The organism is Streptomyces sp. IBSBF 3136, assembly GCF_036815105.1.
In the GTDB taxonomy this organism is placed as follows: domain Bacteria; phylum Actinomycetota; class Actinomycetes; order Streptomycetales; family Streptomycetaceae; genus Streptomyces.
This window is the reverse complement of the sequence record NZ_JAJSZC010000224.1, coordinates 1-22,797: the sequence shown is the minus strand read 5'-3', so window position 1 is coordinate 22,797 and position 22,797 is coordinate 1. Positions and strand designations below refer to the sequence as shown.

Genomic DNA, 22,797 nt, shown 5'->3' with positions numbered 1-22,797 from the left:
GGACGGGGAGGGCGCGGGGAGGGGGCGGTCACGCGCCCGGGCCGGTACGACGGTGTGACGCTTCGCCGCCGCCGCGCGCTCCTTCTGTGATGACCACGTACCTGCACCTGCGAGCGGTGCCGCCTCCGGCACTGCGCAACAGCGTCACCTGGTTGGAACGGCTGTTCCATGACGACCTGCGGACGGTCTGCCGGCGCACCGGCAGGCACCGCGCCGACGTACGCGACGGATGCCGCCCGGACCAGGAGGTCCTGTACTCCGGCGCCCTCGGGCGCCCGACGCGGACCGGGCCGAGGTCCCAGGTGGTGCTCGGCGGCCGGCCGGTCCTCCACCCCGACCCGCGCCGGCAGCCGTTCCTGGTCCTGACGGCGGCCCAGGTGCACCAGGTGTCGGACTTCCTGGAGACGGCCGACTTCGGCGCGCTGTGGGGGAGCGCCCGGCACGAACTGCTGCCCCGTTACGGCGGCGCGACCGCGGAGCCCGAGGCACGCGGGGCGTTCGCGGCGGCGCACCGGGAACTGACGGCGTTCTACGCGCGGACGGCCGGGCACGGTGAGGCGGTCGTGAAGTGGCTGGCCGAACAGGACTGACCCCCGGGACAGCGAATCCGGCGCCACCCGCCAGGAGGCTCGCGGCGCGGCGAGCGACCATGGAAGAGGCAACCCAACCGACTCGGAGGAGAGGAGGAGACGGGATGGTTACGGCAGCTCAGACCGTACTCGAGCCCGCCGAGCGGGAACGGGCCCGCAGGAGGTACTCCGACGCCGCCCTGACCACGCTGGAGCCCGCTGAGCGTGTGCGGGCCGAGAAGGCGCGGCACGGTGACCGGGGCCGGCGGACACCGGCCGGCCCCGCGCGTACCCAGCGGACACGCCCCGGACAGGGCCACCCCGACGGCACGGGCCTGCACCTGCACACCCGCACGTTCCACCCCGCGGTCCCGATCCCGTACCCCAGCGTGGAGAACCTGCCCGCGAGCCTGCAGAAGGTACCGGCCCGCGACATGCTCTTCTACGGCGGCCTCGGAGTCCTGACCGTGGCCGGAGCCCTGGAGTGGCCGATAGCCCTGGCCATCGGCGGAGCGACCTGGGTCGTACGCAGCAGACGAAAGGAAACCCACTGACCCACTGACCCATTGACCCGCTGACCAGGGGCCCGGCCCGGCACCCGGGCAGGGCCCCTGCGGCGCCCCGGTCGGCACACCCGAAGCGGCCACGCGCCCTACCGGTACAGCCGTACGCCGCCGTTCGAGCCGAGGGCGTTGAGTTCGAGCACGCCGCCGTCCGGGGTGACGTACACGGTGCCGGTGGTGAAGCTCCACTTGCCGCTGCCCACCGGCAGGCCCGCGACCGGGGTGGTGCGACCGGTGCGCGGGTCGACGGTGACCAGCTGCGGGGAGCCGGACGTGGCGACGGCGTACACCTTGCCGCCCGCGCCGGACGCGGGGACGGCGAGCGCGGCGGAGCGCAGGGTCCAGAGCTTGCGGCCGGTGGTGGTGTCGAAGCCGTCGACCACCGCGCTGCCGGCGGCCGAGGCCGGGGTGACCAGGACGTTGCCGTAGAGCCGGGCGGAGTGGTCGGCGCCGGTGCCGTTGCCGGGCGTGAGTTCGTCGTCGCCCACGGCCAGCTTGCGGCCGGTCCCGGTGGTGCCGAGGACCCGCACGGCGTCCTGGTGCGCCGTGTGCACGGCGGCGACCAGCGGCGAGCCGGACAGGATGTGCGGCACGTGCGAGTGGGCCTTCTCGGACTTCCGCCAGATCACCTTCCCGGTCTTCCCGTCGTACGAGGTGAGGGTGAACCTGTTCTTCTGGTCGAGGCAGTAGTCGTCCACCAGCACGACGCCGTCGCCACCCCAGTCGTAGGCGTTGCAGTAGTGACCGCGGGCCTTGTAGCCCCACGTGCGGCTGCCCGTGCGGACGTCCACACCGCCGAGGAAGTTCTCGCTGACGACGGTGGCGACGTCGCCCTGGACGTAGGTCGTCGCGGTCGCGGCCGCGGGGTGCTTCTTGCTGGTCAGCGGCATGGACCAGAGGATCTTGCCGGTGGACGCCTTGACGCCGGCCAGCCAGGTGCAGGTGCTGCCGTCCTTGCCGAAGGCGACCGTGCCGATGCCCTGGGCGCTGAGCGTCGGCGACATCCCGCAGGGGACGGCCCCGCGCTTGACGGCGGCGGCGGAGGGCGCGGCGCGCCACAACTGCCTGCCGTCGGTGAGGCCGTAGGCCCGCAGACCGCCCCGGGTGCCGGCCCGGACGAGCAGCTCGTCGGTGAGCCAGCTGCCGACCAGCGCGTCGTCGGCGGCCGGCGCCGGTATCTCCCACGCCCGCGTCAGGTTCTTCGAGGCGAGGGCGACGGCGTCCTCCTGCTTGAGCAGGACGGCGGCGGCCCCGCCGGCGGCGGCGAGGACGGCGAGGACGAGCGCGATCCTGCCGCCCCGCCTGGCCTTCCCGTCCCGTTTGCCGTTCGCACCCGCAGAGGGCTGCGGCTGCGCCGCGGCGGGCTCGGGGCGGTGGAGGGCCGCCCGGTCGAGCGAGGCACTCGCCCCCGCCGGGATTCCGGACCCCTGGTCCGCCGATCCGCCTCCGCTCCCGGTGCGCGGGGGTGTCCGGCGACCCGGCTCGGGCATGTCCTCGTGGGCACCGGTGCGGGGTTCGGGGAACCGCAGCGGCATGGTGGAGTCCCACCGCGTGCCGGAGGCCCTGCCGTGCGGCTCGGCCGACGAACCGCCGTGACGCGCGGCCGAGGACCGTCCGCCCCGCGGTACGTCCGCCGCCCCACCGTCCCAGGGCGCGGCCGACGATCCGCCGTACCGCTCACCCGGCGAACCGCCGTCCCAGGTCCCGGCCGACGACCTGCCGCCCCGGCGCTCGTCCGACGCCCTGCCGTAGTCCTCGTCCGACGACCGTCCGAACGGCTCGTCCGACGACCGTCCGAACGGCTCGTCCGACGACCGGCCGTACCGTTCGTCCGACGACGCGCCTCCCCACGGTTCGTCCGACGGCCCGCCGTCGCAGGACGCGGCCGACGAGCGGTCGTCCCACGGCGCGGCCGGCTCCGGCCGCTGCCGTTCCCCGTAGGGCTGCGGGCCGGCAGCGGACCTGCGGGGCCGGAAGGCCCAGCCGTCCTCCTGCGGAGCCCCCTGGCCCGGCGACGATTCCGTCGTCATCTCCGTGATCTCCCCTGGTCGGGCATCCGCATGCGCCAGCCGCAGTGATGCGCCACGATAAATGTCGTTCCGTGCGTACCTGCGCGCGGATGTACCTGACTGCCCCGGAGTCAGCCGGTCTTGAACGAATGACCGAAGCCGTACCGGCCCGACTCCACCTTGAACGCGGCGAGCGCCCCCATCGAGGTGCTGATCCGCCAGTCCATCAACTGCTTACTGCCCGGCCAGTCCTTGCGCTGGTCGTACCAGACGAGCCCGATGACGCCGGCTTCGGCGGCGCCCCGGAGCAGGTCACGGATGTGCGCCTCCTTCTGGCCGCTCTCCGCCACCCCGGTCTCCGCGATCAGCACCGGCTTGCGGGAGAAGGCCGCGATCTGGCGCAGGGAGGGGGTGAACAGGCTGGAGAAGGCGGCGCCGTCGATCGGCCCGTAGTAGCCGATGAGGCCGACCCAGTCGACGTAGGCGTTGCCCGGGTAGTAGGGACGCAGTGTGGCGGGGGTGCCCGAGTCGACCACGTGCGGAGTCCACACCCAGAGCACGTTGGTGACGTGCTGTGCGGCGAAGACGTCGTGCACGTGCTTCCACGCCGCGACGAAGTCGGCGGGCTTGGTGTGTTTGGGGCCCCAGGAGTTCCAGGGACCGTTCATCTCGCCGGCGAAGGAGAGGGCCAGCGGGCCGTCGTAGGCGGCGATCTGTCCCGCCAGCCGGCGGAGGTACGCGTCCTCCCCGCCCTTGGCGATGTCGGCGAGCGAGACGTCGGTGGGCACCAGCGCCATCATGGGCAACTGGCCGTGCTGCCACAGGAAGGCGTTGCCCTCGGTGTCGAAGTCGTCGCCCCAGGAGCTGTAGTACTCGCGGATGTCCGGGGCCCGTCCGGCCTCTTTGGTGAAGGCGTCGACGATGCCGTACTGCCAGGGCGTCTTGTCGTCGACGACACCGAGTGCGCGGCCGGCCGGCTCGGGCATGGACGAGACCCGGAAGCGCGCGGCCGCGGTGGTGGCCGGACCCGCCTCGGCGCCCCCGTCACCCGTGCCGCCGCAGGCATCCACCAGGAACGTGACGGCGGCCATGAGGAGCGCGGCGACCGTCAGGCGGTTGCGGCGGCGGGATATGGCCATACGTGCGGGTCCCATCGAACAGGAGGCAAAAGGAGGGTGCGACGTCACCCAACTCTACGAGACCCGCGTGACATTCACTGAATCTTCATATTAATCTAGTTAGATGATTCCGGACAGCTTGGCTGGTGTCCATTTGCTCCCCAATTCATAAGCATTATCAGCATTTCCGCACCTCACTGCTTTCGGCGGCGCCGAGCCTGCAGTCGTAACACCTCGAAAGAAGGCTCGAACCGCCGATGACCAGTTCCTCCACGGAGGTCGAGCCTTCTCCCGTCTTTGTGGACCAGACCGGTCTGCGCGGACGCCGACTGCGCGGACTGGGCTGGCTGGTGGGCATCGTCTGCACCGGATTCGTGGTAGCGATGATCTTCGGCCTCGTCGGCACCCAGTCGCAGGCGCCCGGGCTCACCGTCCCGCACACCGCGAACACCACGCCGCCCAGCCAGTACCTGAACGCGCCGCTGCCCGCGGCCCCCGGCGTGGCCGGGGCCGGCAAGGGCACCACCACCGCCACAGCGGCCCTCCCTGGCGCCACCGCGTCAGTCCCCGTCGGCGCGGCGGGAGTTGCGACGGTGCCCGGCACCGCGTCCGCCACCGCCCCGGCGGTCACCCCCGACGCCACCGCGTCGCTCCCCGCCGCGACGGCGGCCGGCACGGGAGCGTCGAGCCCCGTGACCGCCCCCGCGCAGTAGTTCAGACGCGAACACCAGGAAGTCCATGTCCCGCTCCCGCCGTCAACGCTCCCGGCAGTCCATCGCGCGGCCGCGCCGACTCGCCGCGCCACCCCTGCGCTTCTTCCTGCCGGTGACCGTACTGGCGACCCTGCTGGCGCTGATGGTGCTCCGGGGTATGGCGAACAACGAGGTCTTCCACGACGAGCGCATCGCCGTCTCCGTGGACAAGGGCACCGTCCCGACCAGCGTGCTGGAGGGCGGCCCGATCGTCGACGCACGCGGCGACAAGAACGACAAGCCGGTCAACTACACCATCCCGGACAAGACCGTCGTCCTCTCCTTCGACGACGGCCCGTCCACCCAGTGGACGCCGAAGATCCTCAAGGTGCTGAAGGACGAGGACATCCGCGCCGACTTCTTCGTCACCGGCTCGATGGTGACCCGCAACCCGGCGCTGATCCGTCAGATCGTGTCCGACGGCCACGAGATCGGCCTGCACACCTTCACCCACCCCGACCTCGCACTGCACTCCGGCTCCCGGCTCACCTGGGAACTGGGCGAGACCCAGCTCGCGCTGGCCGGTGTCGCCGGCATCCACTCCAGCCTGTTCCGCCCGCCGTACTCCTCCACCGTCGACGCGCTGGACGACTGGTCGTGGCCGGTGACCAAGCAGGCCGGCTCCGAGGGGTACCTGACCGCCTTCATCGACAAGGACACCGACGACTGGAAGCGCCCCGGCGTCGACTCCATCGTCAAGGCCGCCATGCCCGACCTGCCCGGCCAGGGCGAGATGATCCTGCTGCACGACGCGGGCGGCAACCGGGCCGAGACGCTGGCCGCGCTGCCCGTCATCATCGACAAGCTCAAGGCCCAGGGCTACACCTTCAGGACCATCGGCGAGGCGCTCGGCACCGGCTCCGCCAACACCGAGGTCGGCAGCTTCAGCCTGTGGGTCGGCAAGGCGTTCCTGTGGTGCACCACCGCCTCGGTGTGGATGATGCCGTGGCTGGTCGGGCTGCTGGCCGTCGTCGGTGTGCTGGTCATGGCGCGGTTCGCGCTGATGCTGGTGCTCTCCGCCGTCCATGTGCGGCGCACCCGCAAGAAGGGCTTCTCCTGGGGCGACCCGGTCACCGAACCGGTCACCGTGGTGGTGCCCGCGTACAACGAGCAGGAGTGCATCACCAACACCCTGCTCTCCCTGGCCAGAAGCGACCATCCCATCGAGGTCATCGTGGTCGACGACGGTTCGACCGACGACACGGCCACCATCGTGGAGGAGCTGGACCTGCCCATGGTCCGGCTGATCCGGCAGCCGAACAGCGGCAAGCCGGCCGCCCTCAACACCGGTGTGGCCGCGGCCTCGTACGACCTGATCGTCATGATGGACGGCGACACGGTCTTCGAACCCTCCACCGTCCGGGAACTGGTGCAGCCCTTCGCCGACCCGCGCGTCGGCGCGGTGGCCGGCAACGCCAAGGTCGGCAACCGCGACACACTGATCGGCGCCTGGCAGCACATCGAGTACGTGATGGGCTTCAACCTCGACCGCCGCATGTACGACGTCCTCAACTGCATGCCGACCATCCCAGGCGCCGTGGGCGGCTTCCGCCGTACGGCGCTCGACCAGGCGGGCGGCATGAGCGACGACACGCTCGCCGAGGACACCGACGTGACCATGGCCCTGCACCGGGCCGGCTGGAGGGTCGTCTACGCCGAGGACGCCCGCGCCTGGACCGAGGCGCCGGTCAGCATGAAGCAGCTGTGGTCGCAGCGCTACCGCTGGAGCTACGGCACCATGCAGGCGATGTGGAAGCACCGGCACTCGCTGCTGGAGCGCGGCCCGGCCGGCCACTTCGGCCGGGTGGGCCTGCCGTTCGTCGCCCTGTTCATGGTGATCACCCCGCTGCTCGCGCCCGCCATCGACATCGGCATGGTCTACGGCGTGGTCTTCGTCGACGCGTACAAGACCCTCGCCGCGTGGTTCGCGGTGATGGCCCTGCAGGCCGTCTGCGCCTGGTGGTCCTTCCACCTGGACAGGGAGAAGGCGTGGCACCTGATCACGCTGCCCGCCCAGCAGGTGGTCTACCGGGTGCTCATGTACATGGTGCTGCTGCAGTCCGCCATCACCGCTCTGACCGGAGGCCGGTTGCGCTGGCAGAAGCTGCGCCGCACCGGTGAGGTCGGGCTCGACGTCACGACGGGGGCGATCTCCTCATGAGTACCGTGGAACCAGGTGCCTTCGGCATCCAGGACTCCTCCGAGACCATGGCCCTGCGGGTGTTGGACCCGGCCGCGTTCCCCCAGCAGCGCGACGCGGAGCCGGAGGAGACCGCGGCCCCGGCGCCGGCGCGCAAGCCCGGCCGCGACCGCTACCTCGACCTGCTGCGGGCGCTCGCCCTGGTCCGCGTGGTGGTCTACCACAACTTCAGCTGGACCTGGCTGCCGATCGTCTTCCCCTCCATGGGCGTCATGTTCGCGCTGGCCGGATCGCTGATGGTGCGGTCCCTCAAGCGTCCGGCGCTGAGCGTGATCCGCGGCCGGCTGCGCCGACTGCTGCCGCCGATGTGGCTGTTCGGCGCGGTCGTGGTGCCTCTCATGTTCCTGCAGGGCTGGCGGCCCGACCACCATCACCCCAACTGGTGGTGGGCCGATCTGGCCTACTGGATCCTGCCGTTCAGCGAGCCGCCCTTCGGGGCCACGCTGCACACCTTCGGCGGGCACCTGCCGGCCTCCTGGGCCGAGCAGATCTGTGTCCCCCTCTGGTACCTGCGCGCCTACCTCTGGTACGTCCTGCTGTCCCCGCTCATGCTCAAGGCGATGCGCAAGCTGCCCTGGGTCACGCTGCTGGTGCCGCTGGCGCTCGCGTTCCTCATCAACTCCGGCCTGTTCGACCAGTCCGGCCGGCTGATGGAGGCCGCCACCGACTTCACCACCTTCGGCGCCTGCTGGCTGCTCGGCATGGCCCACGCCGAGGGCCTGCTCCGCAAGATCCCGCAGTACGTCGTGCCGTCCCTCGCCCCGCTGGTGCTCATGTTCGGCTTCTGGTGGCTGATGCAGTCACCGGTGGACGACCCCCGCACCGGGCACGACCTGGAGGCGATCCCGGTCGCCCAGGCGATCTGGTCCTTCGGCGCGGTGCTGCTGCTGCTCCACCTGAGCCCCTCCTGGGAGCGCTGGCCCAAGCCGCTGGAGCGGTTCAACGGAGTGATCAGCCTGCTCAACTCCCGCGCGGTCACGGTCTACCTGTGGCACTCCTTCGCCCTGGTCCTCACCGAGCCCCTGATCGACCCGCTCTGGAGCAACTCCTTCTTCTACGACCACGCCCAATGGCTGCTCATGAGCCAGTGGACCCCCCTGGCGATCGCCGTCCCCCTGATCTGCCTGGCGATCCTCCTCTTCGGCTGGATAGAGGACGTGGCGGCCAAGCGCCGCCCACGCCTCTTCCCCTACCCACGCCGGGCGAAGGGCCGCCGGAGGGGCCGTTGACCGCCGCGGCAGCGGCTGTCGGACACCGCCTGGCACCCGCCCCCGGACCACCGGTGTGCGGGTGTGAGCCGCCGAGGCGTCCGTGCCGGTCACGGGAGCGGTCGCCCCCGGACGAGATCGCTGTACAACCGTTGTGTCATGACGTGAGTCTCTTGTTCGTCGACATGCTCATGACGCCCAGGACAACTCCGGGCGAACACGGGCGGACTCGCACCCCATCGACTGCGGATGCCCCCGGCATCCCGCATGCAGCAGGAGACAACGCATGCACAAGCAGCACCTGCGACTCGCCCTCGCGACGGCCACCGCGGCCGCGCTGACCGGCGGTCTGCTCACCATCGCGGCGCTTCCGGCCTCCGCCGCGGACTCCTTCAAGGTCGCGCGGGCCGACTTCAACGGCGACGGCATGGGCGACATCGTCGCCTCCGCGCCCGGCGCCTCCGTCAGCGGGCACGCCAACGCGGGCGCGGTCGTCGTGCTCTACGGCTCGACCACCGGCGTCACCAGCACCAAGCGCACCACCCTCAGCCAGAACAGCTCCGGTGTCCCCGGCACTTCCGAGACGGGCGACTTCTTCGGCGTCGACACCGCCTACGCGGACTTCAACGCCGACGGCTACGACGACCTGGCCGTGGGCACGCCCGACGAGAAGGTGGGCACCGACACCGACGGCGGCACCGTGGCCATCCTGTGGGGCTCCAAGAGCGGCCTGACCGGCAAGGGCGTCACCGTGGACGACCCGGCCCCCTCCTCGCACGACTACTGGGGCAAGAACCTGGCCGCGGGCGACTTCGACGGCGACGGCAAGGCCGACCTGGTCGTCGGCAGCTCCGCCGCCACCCTCTACCTCTACAAGGGCGGCTTCACCACGGCCGGCACCCCTGGCGGCCGCACGACCGTCAAGCCGCCGATCCAGTCCGGCTCCCCCTCCCAGGGCCCGATGAACCTCACCGCGGGCGACGTCAACGGCGACGGCCGCACCGACCTCGTCGTCGACGGCTTCGAGACGCAGACCGACAACGGCTGGAACACCAACTACTGGTTGCCCGGCACCTCGTCCGGCCTCAGCGCCGCCGGTGCGGTCAAGCTCAGGACCGGCATCGTCACCGGCATCGGAGACATCAACGGCGACGGCTTCGGCGACATCGTCACGGGTGCCGACTGGAACAGCAAGACCGAGGGCGACAACCCCGTCCCCGTGCCGGACTCCTCCGACGGCGGCCGCGCGAACATCACCTACGGCTCGGCCTCCGGTCCGGCCGGCACCACTTACATCACCCAGAACACCAACGGCGTACCCGGTACCTCCGAGAAGGGCGACGCCTTCGGCTGGGACCTCGACCTCGGCGACATCAACGGCGACGGCTACCAGGACCTGGTCGTCTCCGCGCCCCAGGAGGACATCGACGGCGTGAGCAACACCGGCTTCGTGACCGTCCTGTACGGCTCCGCGAACGGCCTGAACACCGCTTCCGGCGCGCAGTCGTTCGCCCAGAGCACCGCGGGCGTCCCCGGCAGCGACGAGAAGAACGACCTGTTCGGCGCCGACGTCAAGCTGGACGACGTCACCGGCGACGGCAAGGCCGACCTGATCGTGGGCTCGTACGAGAACGGCGGCGACGGCGCGGTCACCTACCTGCCGTCCAACGGCACGAAGATCGTCACGACCGGCTCCCGAGCCATCTCCGCAAGCACCTCGGGCCTCTCGACGTCGGGCACCCCGCAGTACGGGGCAGTGTTCGCCGACTAGACCTGATCACGAAGAGCAGCGGGAAGGCCCAGGCAGACGACCTGGGCCTTCCCGCTGTTCTCGGGGCTCACCCGGGTGCTCGGGCGACGACGGCCTCAGCGATGACGTGGGCGGCCGCGCTGGTACTGCTTCGGCCACGGGACGTCGTCACCGAGCACGTGGGCCGCGCGGAGCGGCCAGGTCGGGTTGCGCAGCAGTTCGCGCGCGAGCATGATCGCGTCGGCCGAGCGGTCCACGAGGATCTGGTCGGCCTGCTCCGGTGCGGTGATCAGACCGACCGCGGAGACGGGCAGGGCCGCGCCCTCGCGGACGGTTCGGGCGAAGGGCACCTGGTAGCCGGGCTCCACTTCGATACGGGCGTTGTGGACGAGCCCGCCGCTGGTGATGTCCACCAGATCGACGCCGTGGGCCACCAGGTGCCGCGACAGCTCGACCGTCTCCTCCGGGGTCCAGCCGCCGTCGGCCCAGTCCGTGGCCGAGAAGCGTACGAACAGCGGGCGGTCCTCCGGCCACTGCGCCCGTACGGCGTCGGTGACCTGGACGAGGAAACGGCTGCGCCCGTCGAGATCGCCTCCGTACTCGTCGCTGCGGTGGTTGGACAGCGGTGACAGGAACTGGTGCAGCAGATAGCCGTGCGCAGCGTGGATCTCCAGGACCTCGAAGCCGGCGGCCAGCGCCCGCGCGGCGGCCTCGCCGAAGGCCCGGACCAGAGCGCGGATGTCGTTCGCGCCGAGCTCCCGCGGGGCCGGCCAGTCGCCGAACGGCAGCGGTGACGGTGCGACCGTCTGCCATCCTCCGGCCTCCGGTTCGACGTACATGTCACCCTCCCAGGGCGGTGCGGTCGACGCCTTGCGGCCGGCATGGGAGATCTGGATGCCGGCAATGGCCCCCTGCCCGTGGACGAAGTCGGTGATCCGCTTGTACGCGGCGGCCTGCCCGTCATCCCAGATGCCGGCGTCGGAAGGGGTGATCCGGCCTTCAGGTTCCACTGCGGTGGCCTCCTGCATGACCAGGCCGGACCCGCCGCGTGCCAGGGAGCCGAGATGGACCAGATGCCAGTCCTGCGGGTAGCCGTCGACCGAGCTGTACTGGCACATGGGGGCCACCCAGGCCCGGTTCGGGAAGGTCGTGCCACGGAGGGTGAGCGGCGAGAAGAGACGGCTCATCGGAGGCCTCGCAGGAGCGATGTGGACGCCGGGTGCCTCGCAACCGTCGAGCCGTGACGGCCTGCATTCCTGCGGGGCGCCCGCACGGTGGGTGCACCCGAGTACCCCGGCTGCTCGTGGCACACACCACCGGTCAGGCGTGCTCACCCGCGCGGATGCCACGGGGGAGTGCCACCAGTCGCAGCGCGTTCGCCGGCGCCTGCTGCACACCGATACGGCCAAGACGGGGGTGTCCGAGGCGGTGCTTCCGCTGCCGGACATCTGCCTGGCGGCCCTCCGGCTGCGCGAGAAGGAGCAGGAGGCGGCGAGGACGCGGGCCGCGGATCCCTGGACGGAATCGGACCTCGTCTTCACCACCCGCAACGGCACCCCGGTGGAGCCGCGGAACTTCACCCGCGAAGAACCCACCCACGGCTATCGCGGCTGCTCCGAGCTTCGTTCAGTCCGTGGCCGCTGTCTTCAGGGAGACCGTCAGGCGTCGGTGGGCGCGGGTGAGGATGACTGCGGTGGTGATGAGGATGATGTCGAGGAGGGCCAGGGAGGCGAGCGGGGGCAGCCAGACGGCCGCTGTTCCGATGACGGCGAGGACGGCGGCGGCGAGGAAGCGTTCCTTCCAGGCGCCGCCGGCGGTGGTGTGGAAGAACCAGGCGGTGGTGGCGAGGTAGAGGGCGGGTCCGCCGAAAAGGAGGAGGGCGAGGGTGAGGGAGCCGTGGCCGGTGGGGTGGGTGATGACGAGTTCGCTGCCGACGGCGAGAGCGACCAGGGCGGCCAGGACGAGGTAGGCGCTATTGACCCCGAGCCGGACGAAGCGCACGGGGTCGGTGGATGTGGCGACGGCGGTGGTGATGACGTCTTCGCCGCCGCCGAAGTAGGCGGCCCACAGGCATACGAGGGCGGTGAAGACGCCGGCGGTCGCGAGGACGCTGGGGAGGTCGATGGGTGCTTCGGTCATCGCGCGGCCGGTGGTGAGGACGGTCTCGCCGAGCAGGATGATGAAGAGCAGCCGGAGGCGTTCGAGCATGTGCTCGGCGTCGAAGGCGAGCTCGCGGCTGCTGAGGGTGCGGCCGGGCAGCGGGTGGGCGAGCCAGGTGCCGGTGAGGTCGACCAGGGCCGCGGCAGCCCACCACCACAGCCGGGGGCCTGAGCCGACTGCGGCTCCGGCGACCCACAGGGGCGCGGAGACCGCCATCCAGACCAGGGTGCGGCGGAAGTGCTCGCGCAGAGCGTCGGTGCGGCCGGCGACGGCCGTTACCGCGCCCGCGAAGAAGAGGATCGCCAGGAGCGGGATCACGAACGCCCAGGCGCGGTCTTCGAAGGCGCCGGGGATCGCGGCGTTCATGAACAGGCCGAGGCCCATGACGATGACGATCATCCACCGGGTGACCTTGCGGTGGACGTCGAGGAGGGTGGCCTCGTAGCTGGTGTAGGCCCAGGTGCCGAACACGGCGACCAGCAGCACGGCTGTCTCCGCGGCGCCGCGCCAGGTGAGGTGCTCCAGGAGGTGGTGGGAGAGCTGGGAGATCGCGAAGACGAAGACGAGGTCGTAGAACAGCTCCAGCGGGGAGACCTCCCGCCGCAGTCTCAGCGACTCGGGCACGCTGCTCATGATCAGGTTCTCCCAGGTTGGCTCAGGCAGGGAATCTCGCCTGCGGCGATCCGGGGGCGGGTGCAGGTGGTGGGGGGGGGGGCCCCGGGGGCGGGCCCCCCCCCCCCCCCCCCCCCCCCCCCCGGGGGGGGCGNGGGGGGGGGGGGGGCCGCCCCCCCCCCCCCCCCCCCCCCCCCCCCCCCCCCCCCCTCGACGGCCCTCCCGACTGGTCGGGCACTGGACCGGGCACGGTGGCCTCACGGGCTGAGGTGCTTCTTGTAGAACGGAACCAGGTGTTCCAGAGCGATCTTGACCGGTTCGGGTTTGTCGTACAGGTCGTAGTGCGAGAACCCTTCCGCCACGACCAGTTCCTTGTCCTTGGACCCTGCGCGGCGGTAGATCTCCAGGCCGTCGCGGTAGGCGCCGAAGGCACCGGGCCTGTCTCCGACGACGACGCACAGCGGCCGTGTCAGGAGTACCTCGGCACGGTGGAACGCGTCCCAGCCGAGCGCGGACCCCTGCCGGGAGAACAGCCCTTCGGTGCGTCCGCCGGCCTTTTCGCCGCGCGTGGTGCGGTAGTAGTCGGTGGCTTCGAACAGGTCGAGTTCGGTCAGTCCCTGCTCCCTGGCCGCCTCGGGAGAGGCGGGAAGGTACTGCGTGACACGCTGCTCTGCTCCCCGTGCCTCCGCCGTCCGCTGTTCGGCCACGGCGTCGAGCACGCCGATGGGGTCATAGCCGCTGAAGGATTCGTGCATGAGGCGCCCGAAGTTCACGCCCGTCACGCTGCCGACCGCCTTGATACGGCGATCGGTCATGGTGGCGTTGATCGAGTAGGCGCCACCGCCGCACACGCCGATGACACCGATGTGGTCGGCGTCGACGTACGGCAGCGTCACCAGGTAGTCGATGACGTAGCTGATGTCCTGGACCCGGAACACCGGGTCCTCGATCGAGCGCGGTTCACCGCCGCTCGCCCCTTGGAAGCTGGCGTCGAAGGCGATGACGACGAACCCTTCGTCCGCCAGTGCCGTCCCGTAGACGTTGCCGGCTGTCTGCTCCTTGCACGAGCCGATGGGATGAACGCTGACGATGGCGGGGTAGGTCTCGCTCTCGTCGAAGCCGGGCGGGAGGTGGACGTCGGCGGCAAGGTCCCAGGCGAGAGCCCTGACGGTGACGTGCTTGATGGTGCCGCTCATGGGGCAGCTCCTTGTCGCTGTGGGCCCGAGCAGGTACCGGGCCTCGGAGTCTGGCGGTCAGTCCTGGTCGGCAGGGGCAGCGAGGTGCTCGGTGAAGAACGGCGTAGCCGCGGCGATGGCCTGGTCGACGTACTTGGGGATGTCGTAGAAGTCCATGTGCGTACCGCCCTCCACGATCTGCAGCTGCTTGGTCGTGCGAGCGCGGCCGTGGAGTTCCGTGGACATCCACAGGGATCCTGCTTCGCTGCCGGCCACGACGAGGATCGGCTGGGTGAGCAGGTCCTCGACCATGTGGAAGGCGTCGAAGGTGAAGATCCGCGAGACGCTCTTGGTGAAGAGGAACTTGTTCTTGGCGTTGGGATGCTGGGCACGCGGGGTGAGGTAGTAGTCGCCTGCCTCGACCAGGTCGCGGGGGGTGTTCTCGTCCGGCTCGGCCGGGACGTAGGGGAGATAGGTGGGCTCGGCGCCCTGGGAGGCTTCCGCGGTGCGCTGCTGGGCGACGGCCTTGAGGGTGGGGACGGCGGCGGCGTCGGAGTCGGTGCCGTACCAGCCGCGGCGGAAGCTGGTGCCGATGTTGACGGCGCTGACGGTGGTCAGGGCCCTGATCCGGTAGTCGGTCATGGCGGCGTTGACGCTGTAGCCGCCGCCGGCGCAGATGCCGAGGGTGCCGATGCGCTCGGGATCGACGTAGTCGAGGGTCTGCATGAAGTCGACGGCGGCGCGGATGTCGTCGACGCGGGCGTAGGGGTCTTCCAGGTGGTGCGGCTCGCCGCCGCTGTCGCCCTGGTAGGAGGCGTCGAAGGCGAGGGACACGAAGCCCTGCTCGGCGAGCTTGCTCGCGTACAGGCCGGCGGCCTGTTCCTTGACGCCGCCGCCGGGGTGGACGACGACGACCGCGGCGTGGCGGCTGGTGCGGTCGAGATCCTCGGGCAGGTAGAGGTTGCCCGCCATGGTGATCTGGCCGTTGGGGAAGGTGATGGCGTTCATCGTGATGCTCCTGCTGGTGTGGTCGGTGGTGCGGTGGGGTGGTCAGTGGGTGCGCAGGTGCGCGAGGTCGTCCCGGACGCGGGCCGGTTCGTCGTCCAGGGGCAGGTTGGGGGTGTCCTTGACGGCGTCCAGGGCTCCGGAGGCGTCCGGCCGGGTTTCGTTGAAGAGGGCGGTGAAGTTTTTCGTGGCGGGGCCGGGACCGGAGAAGGCCTCGAAGGTCCTGCCCAGCGCTTCCTCGTCGAGGAGGGCTTCGACGAGGAGGGCGCCCAAGGCCTTGCGGCTGATGCCGTCGTCCCCGGCATCGCCTTGTTCGATCCGGACGTGGGATCCGCCCTGCCCGGCGTCGAGCCAGCCGGGGCGCACGATCGTGTACGGGGCGCCGCTGAGCCGTACGAGCCGTTCGGAGCGGCGTTTCCAGTCCAGGGCATGGCCGCCGTCGTTGAAGTAGTGGTCGCGTCGGGTGACGAAGATCGTGGTCTGCAGCACGATCCGGGGCCGGCGTTCGCCGAGTGCGCCCAGGAGGTTGGCGACGCCGCCGTAGTCGATGTGTTCGAAGGACTCGGGGCGGGAGTCGTCGTCGGAGCCGTGGACGAAGATCACCGCGTCGATGTCGCGGACGGCGTCGGTCAGGGCGTCCTGGGCGGTGAGGTCACCGGTGACGATTTCGGTGCCGGGCGGCAGGACCTTGCCGGCGCGGGATGCGTCGCGGGCGAGCGCCACGGGGGTCAGGCCCCGGGCAGCCGCCGCCGCGACGACGTGTCGGCCGGTGCGGCCGGTGGCCCCCACGACGAGGACACGTTCGATGGCGGGCATGAGGATCCTTGTTCCTTTCCGGATGCGGCCAGGAGGGGGCTACAGCCGCTCGTGCTGCGACGGCGCCGGTACTGCTCGGCGGTGACCGCCTCGCGCCAGTCGGTTTCGGGGGTGGTGTCCGCAGTGCCTTCCCACAGGGCGAGGTGCTCCATGAAGGACTCCGCAGCGGCGCCGTGCCAGTGCTCTTCACCCGGCGGGCAGGTGACGGTCTCGCCGGGGCGGACCTCCAGCACGAGACCGTCGCGGGTGCCGACGAGGGCAGTGCCGGAGACGACGTGCAGGGTCTGGCCGAGGACGTGGGAGTGCCAGTGCGTGCGGGCGCCGGGCGCGAACCGGACCAGGTTGGCCCGCATCCGTGACGGCTCCTGGCCGGCGTGGATGACGTCGAACCAGACGTCCCCGGTGAACCACTCGGCAGGCCCCTTCGTGGTGGCCCGGCGTTCGGCGAACTCCATAATGTGTTCTCCCGCGCCATTGCACAGCAATGACTGATCAGAGTGTTTCGACACCCGTGGGTCTCCCGGGCACTCCAAAACCGTCGCACACCTTTACGTACCCTTTGAAGAGGAGGGTTTCATCCTGGGATAAAATCCTCCCTCCCACCGGCGTGGCGGCCGGGGTGAGACTGGGGGCATGAGCAGTAGTGCACGCCCCGACGAGCTCGGGGCCTTCCTCAAGGCCCGCCGCGCCGAACTCGACCCTCGTACGGCCGGGCTTCCCGATACCGGGGGGCGGCGGCGCGTGAGCGGCCTGCGACGTGAGGAGGTCGCCGTCCTCGCCTCCATCAGCACTGACTACTACACCCGCCTTGAGCAGGGCCGTATGCAGGCATCCGCGCCCGTGCTCAACACCCTCGCCCGTGTCCTGAACCTGGACGACGACCAGCGCACCTACATGCTCGAAGTCGCCGGGCGCCTCCCGGCCCGGCCGGCGCGCCGCGCCGCGCAGCGCGTGCAGCCCCGCCTGCGAAGGCTCCTCGACGACCTGGGGACCACCCCGGGAATCGTCCTGGGACGCCGTATGGACATTCTCGCCTGGAATCCCCTCGCGGCGGCTCTCATCACCGATTTCTCCACGATTCCGGAAAAGCACCGGAATTACATACGGCTGCTTTTCACCGAACCCTCGATGCGGAATTTGTACGCCGACTGGGCGAACGTCGCCCACGCCTGCGTGGCCCAGCTGCGCATGGAAGCCGCCCGCGACAGTGAAAATCCGCGCCTCGCCGGACTCGTCGGCGAGCTGTCGCTCCAGGACGCCGACTTCCGCCGCTGGTGGGCCGCCCACCACGTCGCGGTACGCGGCGTCGGCACCAAGGTCCTGCGGCACCCGGTCGTCGGCGACCTGACCCTCGACTGGGACACCCTGGCCCCGACCGTCGACGCCGACCAGCACCTGGTCATCTGGACCGCCGAACCCGGCTCCCCCTCCCACGACGCACTGCGCATCCTCGCCTCCTGGAGCAACGGCACGGCCCCGGCCCCCGCGGACGGCAGCGCAGACACCGGCGGCACCGTGCCCGGGTGATCGCGCCCCGGCACGGGGCGGGGTCACACTGGAGTCATGAGCAGCGGCAACGGCGACCCGAAAGAACTCGGCGTCTTCCTCAAGGCCCGCCGGGCCGACCTCGAGCCCCTCCAGGTCGGCCTTCCCGACACCGGAACCCCGCGCAAGGTGGCGGGCCTACGGCGCGAAGAGGTCGCGCAGCTCGCCGCGATCAGCACCGACTACTACACCCGCATCGAGCAGGGCCGCATTCAGGCATCTCTCCCCGTCCTGGAAGCCGTCGCCGGCGCCCTGCGCCTCACCGGCGACCAGCGCACCTACCTCTTCGAGCTCGCCGGCCGCGCCCCCAGCGACCCGCCCACCCGGTCAAGTCGGGACGTACCTGAGCAGTGCCTGCGGCTCCTGGACCAGCTCGTACAGTCACCCGCCGTGGTCCTGTCGGACACCATGGACGTCCTGGCCTGGAACCGCCTCGCCGCCGCACTCCTCACCGACTTCGCACAGGTCCCCGAAGCCGACCGCAACTACGTCTGGCTGCTGTTCAACGACCCCGCCCTGCGGGCCCTCTACGACGACTGGCCCGCCGGAGCCCACGCCTGCGTGGCCTACCTGCGCATGCACACCGCCCACCGCCCGGACGACCCCCGCCTCCAGCACCTCCTCGCCAAGATGGCCCCCCACGCCGACTTCCAGAACTGGTGGCAGACACGCCAGGTCGCCGTCCAGGGGACCGGCAACAAGACCTTCCACCACCCCATCGCCGGAACCCTCACCCTCGACTGGGACACCCTCACCAGCGCCACCGCGCCCGACCAGCACATCGTCGTCTGGACCGCCCCGCCGGACAGCCCCTCCGCGAAGGGACTCCGCATCCTGGCAGCAGCACACAAAGCGGCCCCGCCCCCCGCGCGTTCCCCGGCGTCGCAGACAGATCTGCGTGGCCGATAGCGGCGGGGACAGGACAGCGGCACCGTCCGTCCGGCCTCGCCTCGTCCGGCAGACTTCGAGTGCGGGGCCGTGCGCCGGGGATGATCCTCAAGGCATCGCCGACCCCATTGCGTGGTCGTCCACCCGCCGTCACCGCCGGGTGGACGTCGCGTGCGCGTGGACGGCGAAATCCTCATCCGTATCAGGTCGATCACAGGGGTCTGCCGACGTTGGCCAACGGCCCCTGTGCCTTGGCCGATCGTTCGGTGGGGTCCGGTCTCGACCGCTGCCGTTCGTGCTTGTCGATGTCAGCCGCCGCAGGCGGTCTTGACAGGGGGCTGTCTCATTCGGCGGGGCACGCGGGGAACACACCTACATCAGGTCTCCAATGGTGCGCGCGCCGCGGCCGGTGAGAAGGCCGGATTCCGGGATTATGTGGACGTCCGGGTCCGTCAGACGAGGTGGATCGTGAAGCGCCTCACGAGCTTGGGGGTTGTGGCGATCGTGTCGGAGTGGACCCAGCCGCGAGCCTTCTTGTACTCCCCGGTGCCCCCAGTGATCGCGTTGTCGAAGGGACCCTGGTCGAGGTAGTTGAAGTACATTCCCTGCACGGTGAGCTGGCCGCCCGGGAGGGTGTAGGTCACGACGCACTGCTCCGCTTCATCGGCGCCGCCCCGGGTGGTGGTGCAGGTGCCGTGGGTCTCGCCGACCTTGTTGTGCGCCTCGTCGAAGAGGTCCGAGCGGACGACGACTTGATCGCCCTGCGAGACGCTGCCAGGGGCGACGGGGAAGCGGGTCAGCTGCTGCACCTCGGCCAGGAGTGTGATGATCCGGGCCTTATCCCTGGCCTGGGCGGAACCGGTGTCCGTCGCGGCGGCCGCGACGGGGGTGCAGGCGAGGAGGGTGACCAGCGTGGCCGTGCCGAGGCAGGCCGCTCTGATGGGGCGCATCGTGCGACTCCTGAGGTTGATGTTCGGCAATGAACGGATGGCGAACTTCCATCCGATTCCGTTCGATACCCTTCATAACCTTGGCTCCGCCGCGCCGCGGAGCACCCCGGCACGAACCACCGGCATATCCAGCCGGTCGGACCAACGTCGGGCGGCGGAGCTCAGCACGAAGGCGAACGGCAGCTCCAGGCGATGCCGGGCCATGAGCTCCTCGTCGGCGACGATCGGCTCGATGCGGGCCGACCGCCGCTGCGAGCGCGCCGGCGTCCGCCGGATTCGCGTGCACGACACCCGCCACACGTGCGCCTCGCTCCTCGCCGCCCTCGATGTCCACCCTCGGATCGCGATGCAGATCCTGCGCCACTCCGAGATCGCGGTGACCATGGAGGTCTACACGCACGTTCCCTCGGCGGACACCCGACGGGTTCTGCGGAAGCTCGGGAAGGCTCTGGGCGGCAGCAAGCAGAAGGACGGCAAGAAGAAGGGCAAACGCAAGCAGGAGGAGCGGCCGGACGGGGACGGTCGTCAAGAGCCATAGCGGTCGCTGTACTCCGCTGCTGTACAAACACTCAGAGGCCCATTCACGATCACGTGAATGGGCCTCTGACCTGTGTCGGGGTGGCGGGATTTGAACCCACGACCTCTTCGTCCCGAACGAAGCGCGCTGCCAAGCTGCGCTACACCCCGATGTCGCTGCTGTCGCGGCGACGTCGTTTACTTTAGCCCACCGGTGGCCGGAGACGAAATCCGGTTTAGACGCGGCGGCGGGTCGGGGTCGGGCGGGTGTGGTCGACGGCGATCAGGAGGATCGCGAGGGCGTAGATCGCGAGGCCGGTGAGGAGGGCGTTCGCGAGGGTGCTGCGGTAGCCGTCGGCGTCGGCGTCGAGGAACGGGTAGAGGTAGTGCGCCGGGGTCGAGGGGGCCAGGAGGGCGGCTCGGGTGAGGTAGAAGGCCAGGTAGGCCAAGGGGTAGAGAAGCCAGGCCGCCGCCTGGCGCAGGTGCAGGCGGGCCGACGGGGTGAGGAGCAGCCAGTCCAGGACGACCGCCGTCGGGACCATCACGTGGAGCACCTGGAGGGTCGCCCACTGGGCGTGCCAGCGGGCCGGGGGCGCCGTCGCGTCCGTCATGGCGAACGGGGGCGCCGTGTGGTCCAGGAGCAGGTGGTAGACCAGTGCGGCGATCACGGCGTAGAGGAGTGTCGCGCCGGTCAATGACGAGGGCAGTGGGCGTCGGGCCCGCCAGGCCCTCGACGCCGACAGGAGCATGACCACCGCCACCAGGATGTTCGTCTGGACGCTGAAGTAGCTCAGGGTCCGGGCGGGGGTGCCCAGGAGGAGTTCCATGGCCACGCCCGCCGCCGCGGCCAGGGCGGTCAGGAAGCGGAACACCGCGACCGGCGGGCGGCGGATCGGGGCGACCACCGCCGTGGCCGGGACCGGGGCGGGCAGCAGGAGGGGCGGGCCCGGGACCGCGGGCAGGTCCGGGATGTCCCTGGGTATCGGAGCGGTCATGCCCCTCACGCTAGGCAAAGGTGAGGAACGCGGCCATTCCGGGCAGTCCGGGTGGGTTAACGGGTGCACCGGCCGGCCGGCGGTGCCGAAAAAGAGGGCCCGGGACCTGCGCCTCCCCTACGGGCTACCGCTCCCGTGCCACCAGCGTCAGCAGCGTCGCCTCCGGCGGGCAGGCGAACCGTACCGGCGTGTAGCGGTTGGTGCCGCAGCCCGCCGACACGTGGAGGTAGGACGTGCGCCCCTCGGCCGTGTGCCGGGACAGGCCCTTCACCCGGTCCGTGTCCAGGTCGCAGTTGGTGACCAACGCGCCGTAGAAGGGGATGCACAGCTGGCCGCCGTGTGTGTGGCCCGCCAGGACCAGCGGGTAGTCGTCCGCCGTGAAGGCGTCCAGGACACGCAGGTACGGCGCGTGCACGACGCCCATCGAGAAGTCGTACGTGCCCGAGGGGCCGCCGGCGACCCGGGCGTAGCGGTCGCGCTTGATGTGCGGGTCGTCCAGGCCGGTCAGCTCGATCGACACGCCCTCGACCTTCAGCACGCCCCGCGTGTTCGTCAGGTTCAGCCAGCCCGCCGCGTCGAAGCCGTCCCTGAGGTCTTCCCAGGGGTTGTGGATGACGCCCACCGCCGGCGCGTTGCCGTTCAGGCCGTGCTTGCCGCTGGCCTTCTCCAGCAGGTAGCGGGCGGGGTTGCGCATCCGGGGGCCGTAGTAGTCGTTGGAGCCGAAGACGTACGCGCCCGGGAACTCCATCAGCGGGCCCAGCGCGTCGAGGACCTCGGGGACGCCCTCGGGGTCCGAGAGGTTGTCGCCGGTGTTGATCACGAAGTCGGGGCGCAGGCCGGCCAGCGACTGCAGCCAGCGCTGCTTCTTGCGCTGCCCGCCGACCATGTGGATGTCGGATACCTGGAGCACGCGCAGCGGGCGCATGCCCGGCGGGAGGACGGGGACCGTCACCCGTCGGAGGCGGAAGGAGCGGGCCTCGAAGCCCGCCGCGTACGCCACTCCGGCGGCTCCCGCCGCCATGATTCCCAGGGGTACTCCGTATCGCGCGCGCATACCTCCATCGTGTCAGACCTCACCAGGGCCCCGGACCGGCCGCCCCAAAATATGCGGGCGCCAGGGCCCAAGGACCGGCCGCCCTTAAATGCGCGGGCGCGCGCGTCGTCGTAGCTGCGACAATCGACGACATGACCACCACGCTCAAGTCGAAGCTGCACGACGACCTCAACGCCGCGATCAAGGAGCGCGACGAGCTCCGCTCCTCGACGCTCCGGCTGACGCTCGCCGCGATCACCAAGGAGGAGGTCGCGGGCAAGGAGAAGCGCGAGCTCTCCGACGACGAGGTCCTCAAGGTGATCACCAAGGAGGCCAAGAAGCGCCGTGAGGCGGCCGACGCCTTCGCGCAGGGTGGTCGTGCGGAGTCGGCCGAGCGGGAGAAGGCGGAGGGCGAGCTGCTCGCCACCTACCTGCCCAAGCAGCTGTCCGACGACGAGCTGAACGTGATCGTCGCCCAGGCCGTCGAGGAGGCGAAGGCGGGCGGTGCCGAGGGGCCGCGCGCCATGGGTGCCGTGATGAAGATCGTGAACCCGAAGGTGGCCGGCCTGGCGGAGGGCGGCCGCGTCGCCGCCGTCGTGAAGAAGCTGCTCCAGGGCTGAGCCTGGAGCGCCGCCCTACGGCAGCCGGGCTCGTCGGCCCGACGACAGCGGGGCCGCACCCCTACCAAGGGGTGCGGCCCCGCTGTCGTACGTCAGGGGCGGAAGCGCTCAGCGCCGGGCGGTGAAGCCGGGCCCGGAGGGCGCCGCGGCCCGGTGCCGGCTAGCCGCGCCGACCGCCGTTGCCGTTGTGCCCGCCGTTGGTCTGGCCCTCGATGAAGTTGCCGGGGAGGGAGAAGGTCGGCGTCGGGATGGTGCCGCCGGTGGCGTCACCCGTGGTGCCCCCGGTTGCCCCCGTTGTTCCCCCGTCCGTCTG

Annotated in this window: 20 protein-coding genes, 1 tRNA gene and 1 pseudogene; 10 read left to right on the top strand and 12 right to left on the bottom strand. The window is 70.8% G+C overall.

The window, feature by feature from the left end:
- The first annotated feature begins 89 nt into the window (after positions 1-89).
- Positions 90-590: a DUF1877 family protein gene (locus tag V7E45_RS33045; protein ID WP_333777924.1), complete on the top strand. Its 501-nt coding sequence runs from the start codon at positions 90-92 to the stop codon at positions 588-590.
- A 104-nt stretch (positions 591-694) separates the two neighbouring features.
- Positions 695-1,123 (top strand): hypothetical protein, encoded by a 429-nt coding sequence (locus V7E45_RS33040; RefSeq protein ID WP_333777923.1) that lies wholly within the window; start codon positions 695-697, stop codon positions 1,121-1,123.
- A 98-nt stretch (positions 1,124-1,221) separates the two neighbouring features.
- Here the strand turns inward: V7E45_RS33040 and V7E45_RS33035 are convergent, their stop codons facing one another.
- Together V7E45_RS33035 and V7E45_RS33030 are read right to left on the bottom strand one after the other, a co-directional pair.
- Complete coding sequence (locus tag V7E45_RS33035; RefSeq protein WP_333777922.1) at positions 1,222-3,162, bottom strand: outer membrane protein assembly factor BamB family protein; 1,941 nt, start codon at positions 3,160-3,162, stop codon at positions 1,222-1,224.
- 110 nt (positions 3,163-3,272) lie between these two features.
- Positions 3,273-4,280 carry a glycoside hydrolase family 26 protein gene (locus V7E45_RS33030; protein WP_333777921.1) on the bottom strand — a complete coding sequence of 336 codons (1,008 nt, stop codon included), beginning with the start codon at positions 4,278-4,280 and terminating at the stop codon, positions 3,273-3,275.
- A gap of 236 nt (positions 4,281-4,516) precedes the next feature.
- On the opposite strand from V7E45_RS33030, the gene V7E45_RS33025 reads away from it, so the two are divergent.
- From V7E45_RS33025 to V7E45_RS33010, 4 genes are all read left to right on the top strand, one after another.
- Positions 4,517-4,972 carry a hypothetical protein gene (locus tag V7E45_RS33025; protein ID WP_333777920.1) on the top strand — a complete coding sequence of 152 codons (456 nt, stop codon included), beginning with the start codon at positions 4,517-4,519 and terminating at the stop codon, positions 4,970-4,972.
- Between the two features lie 25 nt (positions 4,973-4,997).
- On the top strand, positions 4,998-7,172 hold the full coding sequence (locus tag V7E45_RS33020; protein WP_333777919.1) for a bifunctional polysaccharide deacetylase/glycosyltransferase family 2 protein: 2,175 nt from the start codon (positions 4,998-5,000) through the stop codon (positions 7,170-7,172).
- A gap of 47 nt (positions 7,173-7,219) precedes the next feature.
- On the top strand, positions 7,220-8,440 hold the full coding sequence (locus V7E45_RS33015; protein WP_443056316.1) for an acyltransferase family protein: 1,221 nt from the start codon (positions 7,220-7,222) through the stop codon (positions 8,438-8,440).
- Between the two features lie 265 nt (positions 8,441-8,705).
- Positions 8,706-10,190, top strand: coding sequence for an FG-GAP and VCBS repeat-containing protein (locus V7E45_RS33010; protein ID WP_333777917.1), 1,485 nt, complete (start codon positions 8,706-8,708; stop codon positions 10,188-10,190).
- 95 nt (positions 10,191-10,285) lie between these two features.
- Here the strand turns inward: V7E45_RS33010 and V7E45_RS33005 are convergent, their stop codons facing one another.
- From V7E45_RS33005 to V7E45_RS32980, 6 genes and pseudogenes are all read right to left on the bottom strand, one after another.
- Complete coding sequence (locus V7E45_RS33005) at positions 10,286-11,356, bottom strand: NADH:flavin oxidoreductase/NADH oxidase (protein WP_333777916.1); 1,071 nt, start codon at positions 11,354-11,356, stop codon at positions 10,286-10,288.
- 439 nt (positions 11,357-11,795) lie between these two features.
- Positions 11,796-12,962 carry a low temperature requirement protein A gene (locus V7E45_RS33000; RefSeq protein ID WP_333777915.1) on the bottom strand — a complete coding sequence of 389 codons (1,167 nt, stop codon included), beginning with the start codon at positions 12,960-12,962 and terminating at the stop codon, positions 11,796-11,798.
- A gap of 236 nt (positions 12,963-13,198) precedes the next feature.
- Complete coding sequence (locus tag V7E45_RS32995; RefSeq protein ID WP_443056315.1) at positions 13,199-14,137, bottom strand: alpha/beta hydrolase; 939 nt, start codon at positions 14,135-14,137, stop codon at positions 13,199-13,201.
- 57 nt (positions 14,138-14,194) lie between these two features.
- Positions 14,195-15,124 (bottom strand): alpha/beta hydrolase, encoded by a 930-nt coding sequence (locus V7E45_RS32990; RefSeq protein WP_333777914.1) that lies wholly within the window; start codon positions 15,122-15,124, stop codon positions 14,195-14,197.
- 42 nt (positions 15,125-15,166) lie between these two features.
- The gene (locus V7E45_RS32985) at positions 15,167-15,937 is read right to left on the bottom strand and encodes an SDR family oxidoreductase (protein ID WP_333777913.1); all 771 of its coding nucleotides are present in this window, start codon (positions 15,935-15,937) and stop codon (positions 15,167-15,169) included.
- A 53-nt stretch (positions 15,938-15,990) separates the two neighbouring features.
- Positions 15,991-16,392: pseudogene (locus V7E45_RS32980) on the bottom strand ((R)-mandelonitrile lyase); the annotation flags it as partial.
- A 178-nt stretch (positions 16,393-16,570) separates the two neighbouring features.
- Here V7E45_RS32980 and V7E45_RS32975 point away from each other — a divergent pair.
- Both V7E45_RS32975 and V7E45_RS32970 read left to right on the top strand, forming a co-directional pair.
- A complete protein-coding gene (locus V7E45_RS32975) occupies positions 16,571-17,464 on the top strand; it encodes a helix-turn-helix domain-containing protein (RefSeq protein WP_333777912.1) in 894 nt (297 codons plus the stop codon).
- A gap of 36 nt (positions 17,465-17,500) precedes the next feature.
- On the top strand, positions 17,501-18,391 hold the full coding sequence (locus tag V7E45_RS32970) for a helix-turn-helix domain-containing protein (protein ID WP_333777911.1): 891 nt from the start codon (positions 17,501-17,503) through the stop codon (positions 18,389-18,391).
- A 431-nt stretch (positions 18,392-18,822) separates the two neighbouring features.
- Here the strand turns inward: V7E45_RS32970 and V7E45_RS32965 are convergent, their stop codons facing one another.
- A complete protein-coding gene (locus V7E45_RS32965; protein WP_333777910.1) occupies positions 18,823-19,320 on the bottom strand; it encodes an allene oxide cyclase barrel-like domain-containing protein in 498 nt (165 codons plus the stop codon).
- 202 nt (positions 19,321-19,522) lie between these two features.
- On the opposite strand from V7E45_RS32965, the gene V7E45_RS40760 reads away from it, so the two are divergent.
- Complete coding sequence (locus V7E45_RS40760; protein WP_443056314.1) at positions 19,523-19,858, top strand: tyrosine-type recombinase/integrase; 336 nt, start codon at positions 19,523-19,525, stop codon at positions 19,856-19,858.
- A gap of 75 nt (positions 19,859-19,933) precedes the next feature.
- Here the strand turns inward: V7E45_RS40760 and V7E45_RS32955 are convergent.
- From V7E45_RS32955 to V7E45_RS32945, 3 genes are all read right to left on the bottom strand, one after another.
- Positions 19,934-20,007: transfer RNA gene (locus tag V7E45_RS32955), tRNA-Pro, on the bottom strand.
- A 65-nt stretch (positions 20,008-20,072) separates the two neighbouring features.
- The gene (locus tag V7E45_RS32950; protein WP_333777909.1) at positions 20,073-20,831 is read right to left on the bottom strand and encodes a Pr6Pr family membrane protein; all 759 of its coding nucleotides are present in this window, start codon (positions 20,829-20,831) and stop codon (positions 20,073-20,075) included.
- A gap of 124 nt (positions 20,832-20,955) precedes the next feature.
- Positions 20,956-21,885 carry a metallophosphoesterase gene (locus tag V7E45_RS32945; RefSeq protein ID WP_333777908.1) on the bottom strand — a complete coding sequence of 310 codons (930 nt, stop codon included), beginning with the start codon at positions 21,883-21,885 and terminating at the stop codon, positions 20,956-20,958.
- Positions 21,886-22,016: 131 nt separating this feature from the next.
- On the opposite strand from V7E45_RS32945, the gene V7E45_RS32940 reads away from it, so the two are divergent.
- The gene (locus V7E45_RS32940; RefSeq protein WP_333777907.1) at positions 22,017-22,484 is read left to right on the top strand and encodes a GatB/YqeY domain-containing protein; all 468 of its coding nucleotides are present in this window, start codon (positions 22,017-22,019) and stop codon (positions 22,482-22,484) included.
- Positions 22,485-22,797: the final 313 nt, after the last annotated feature.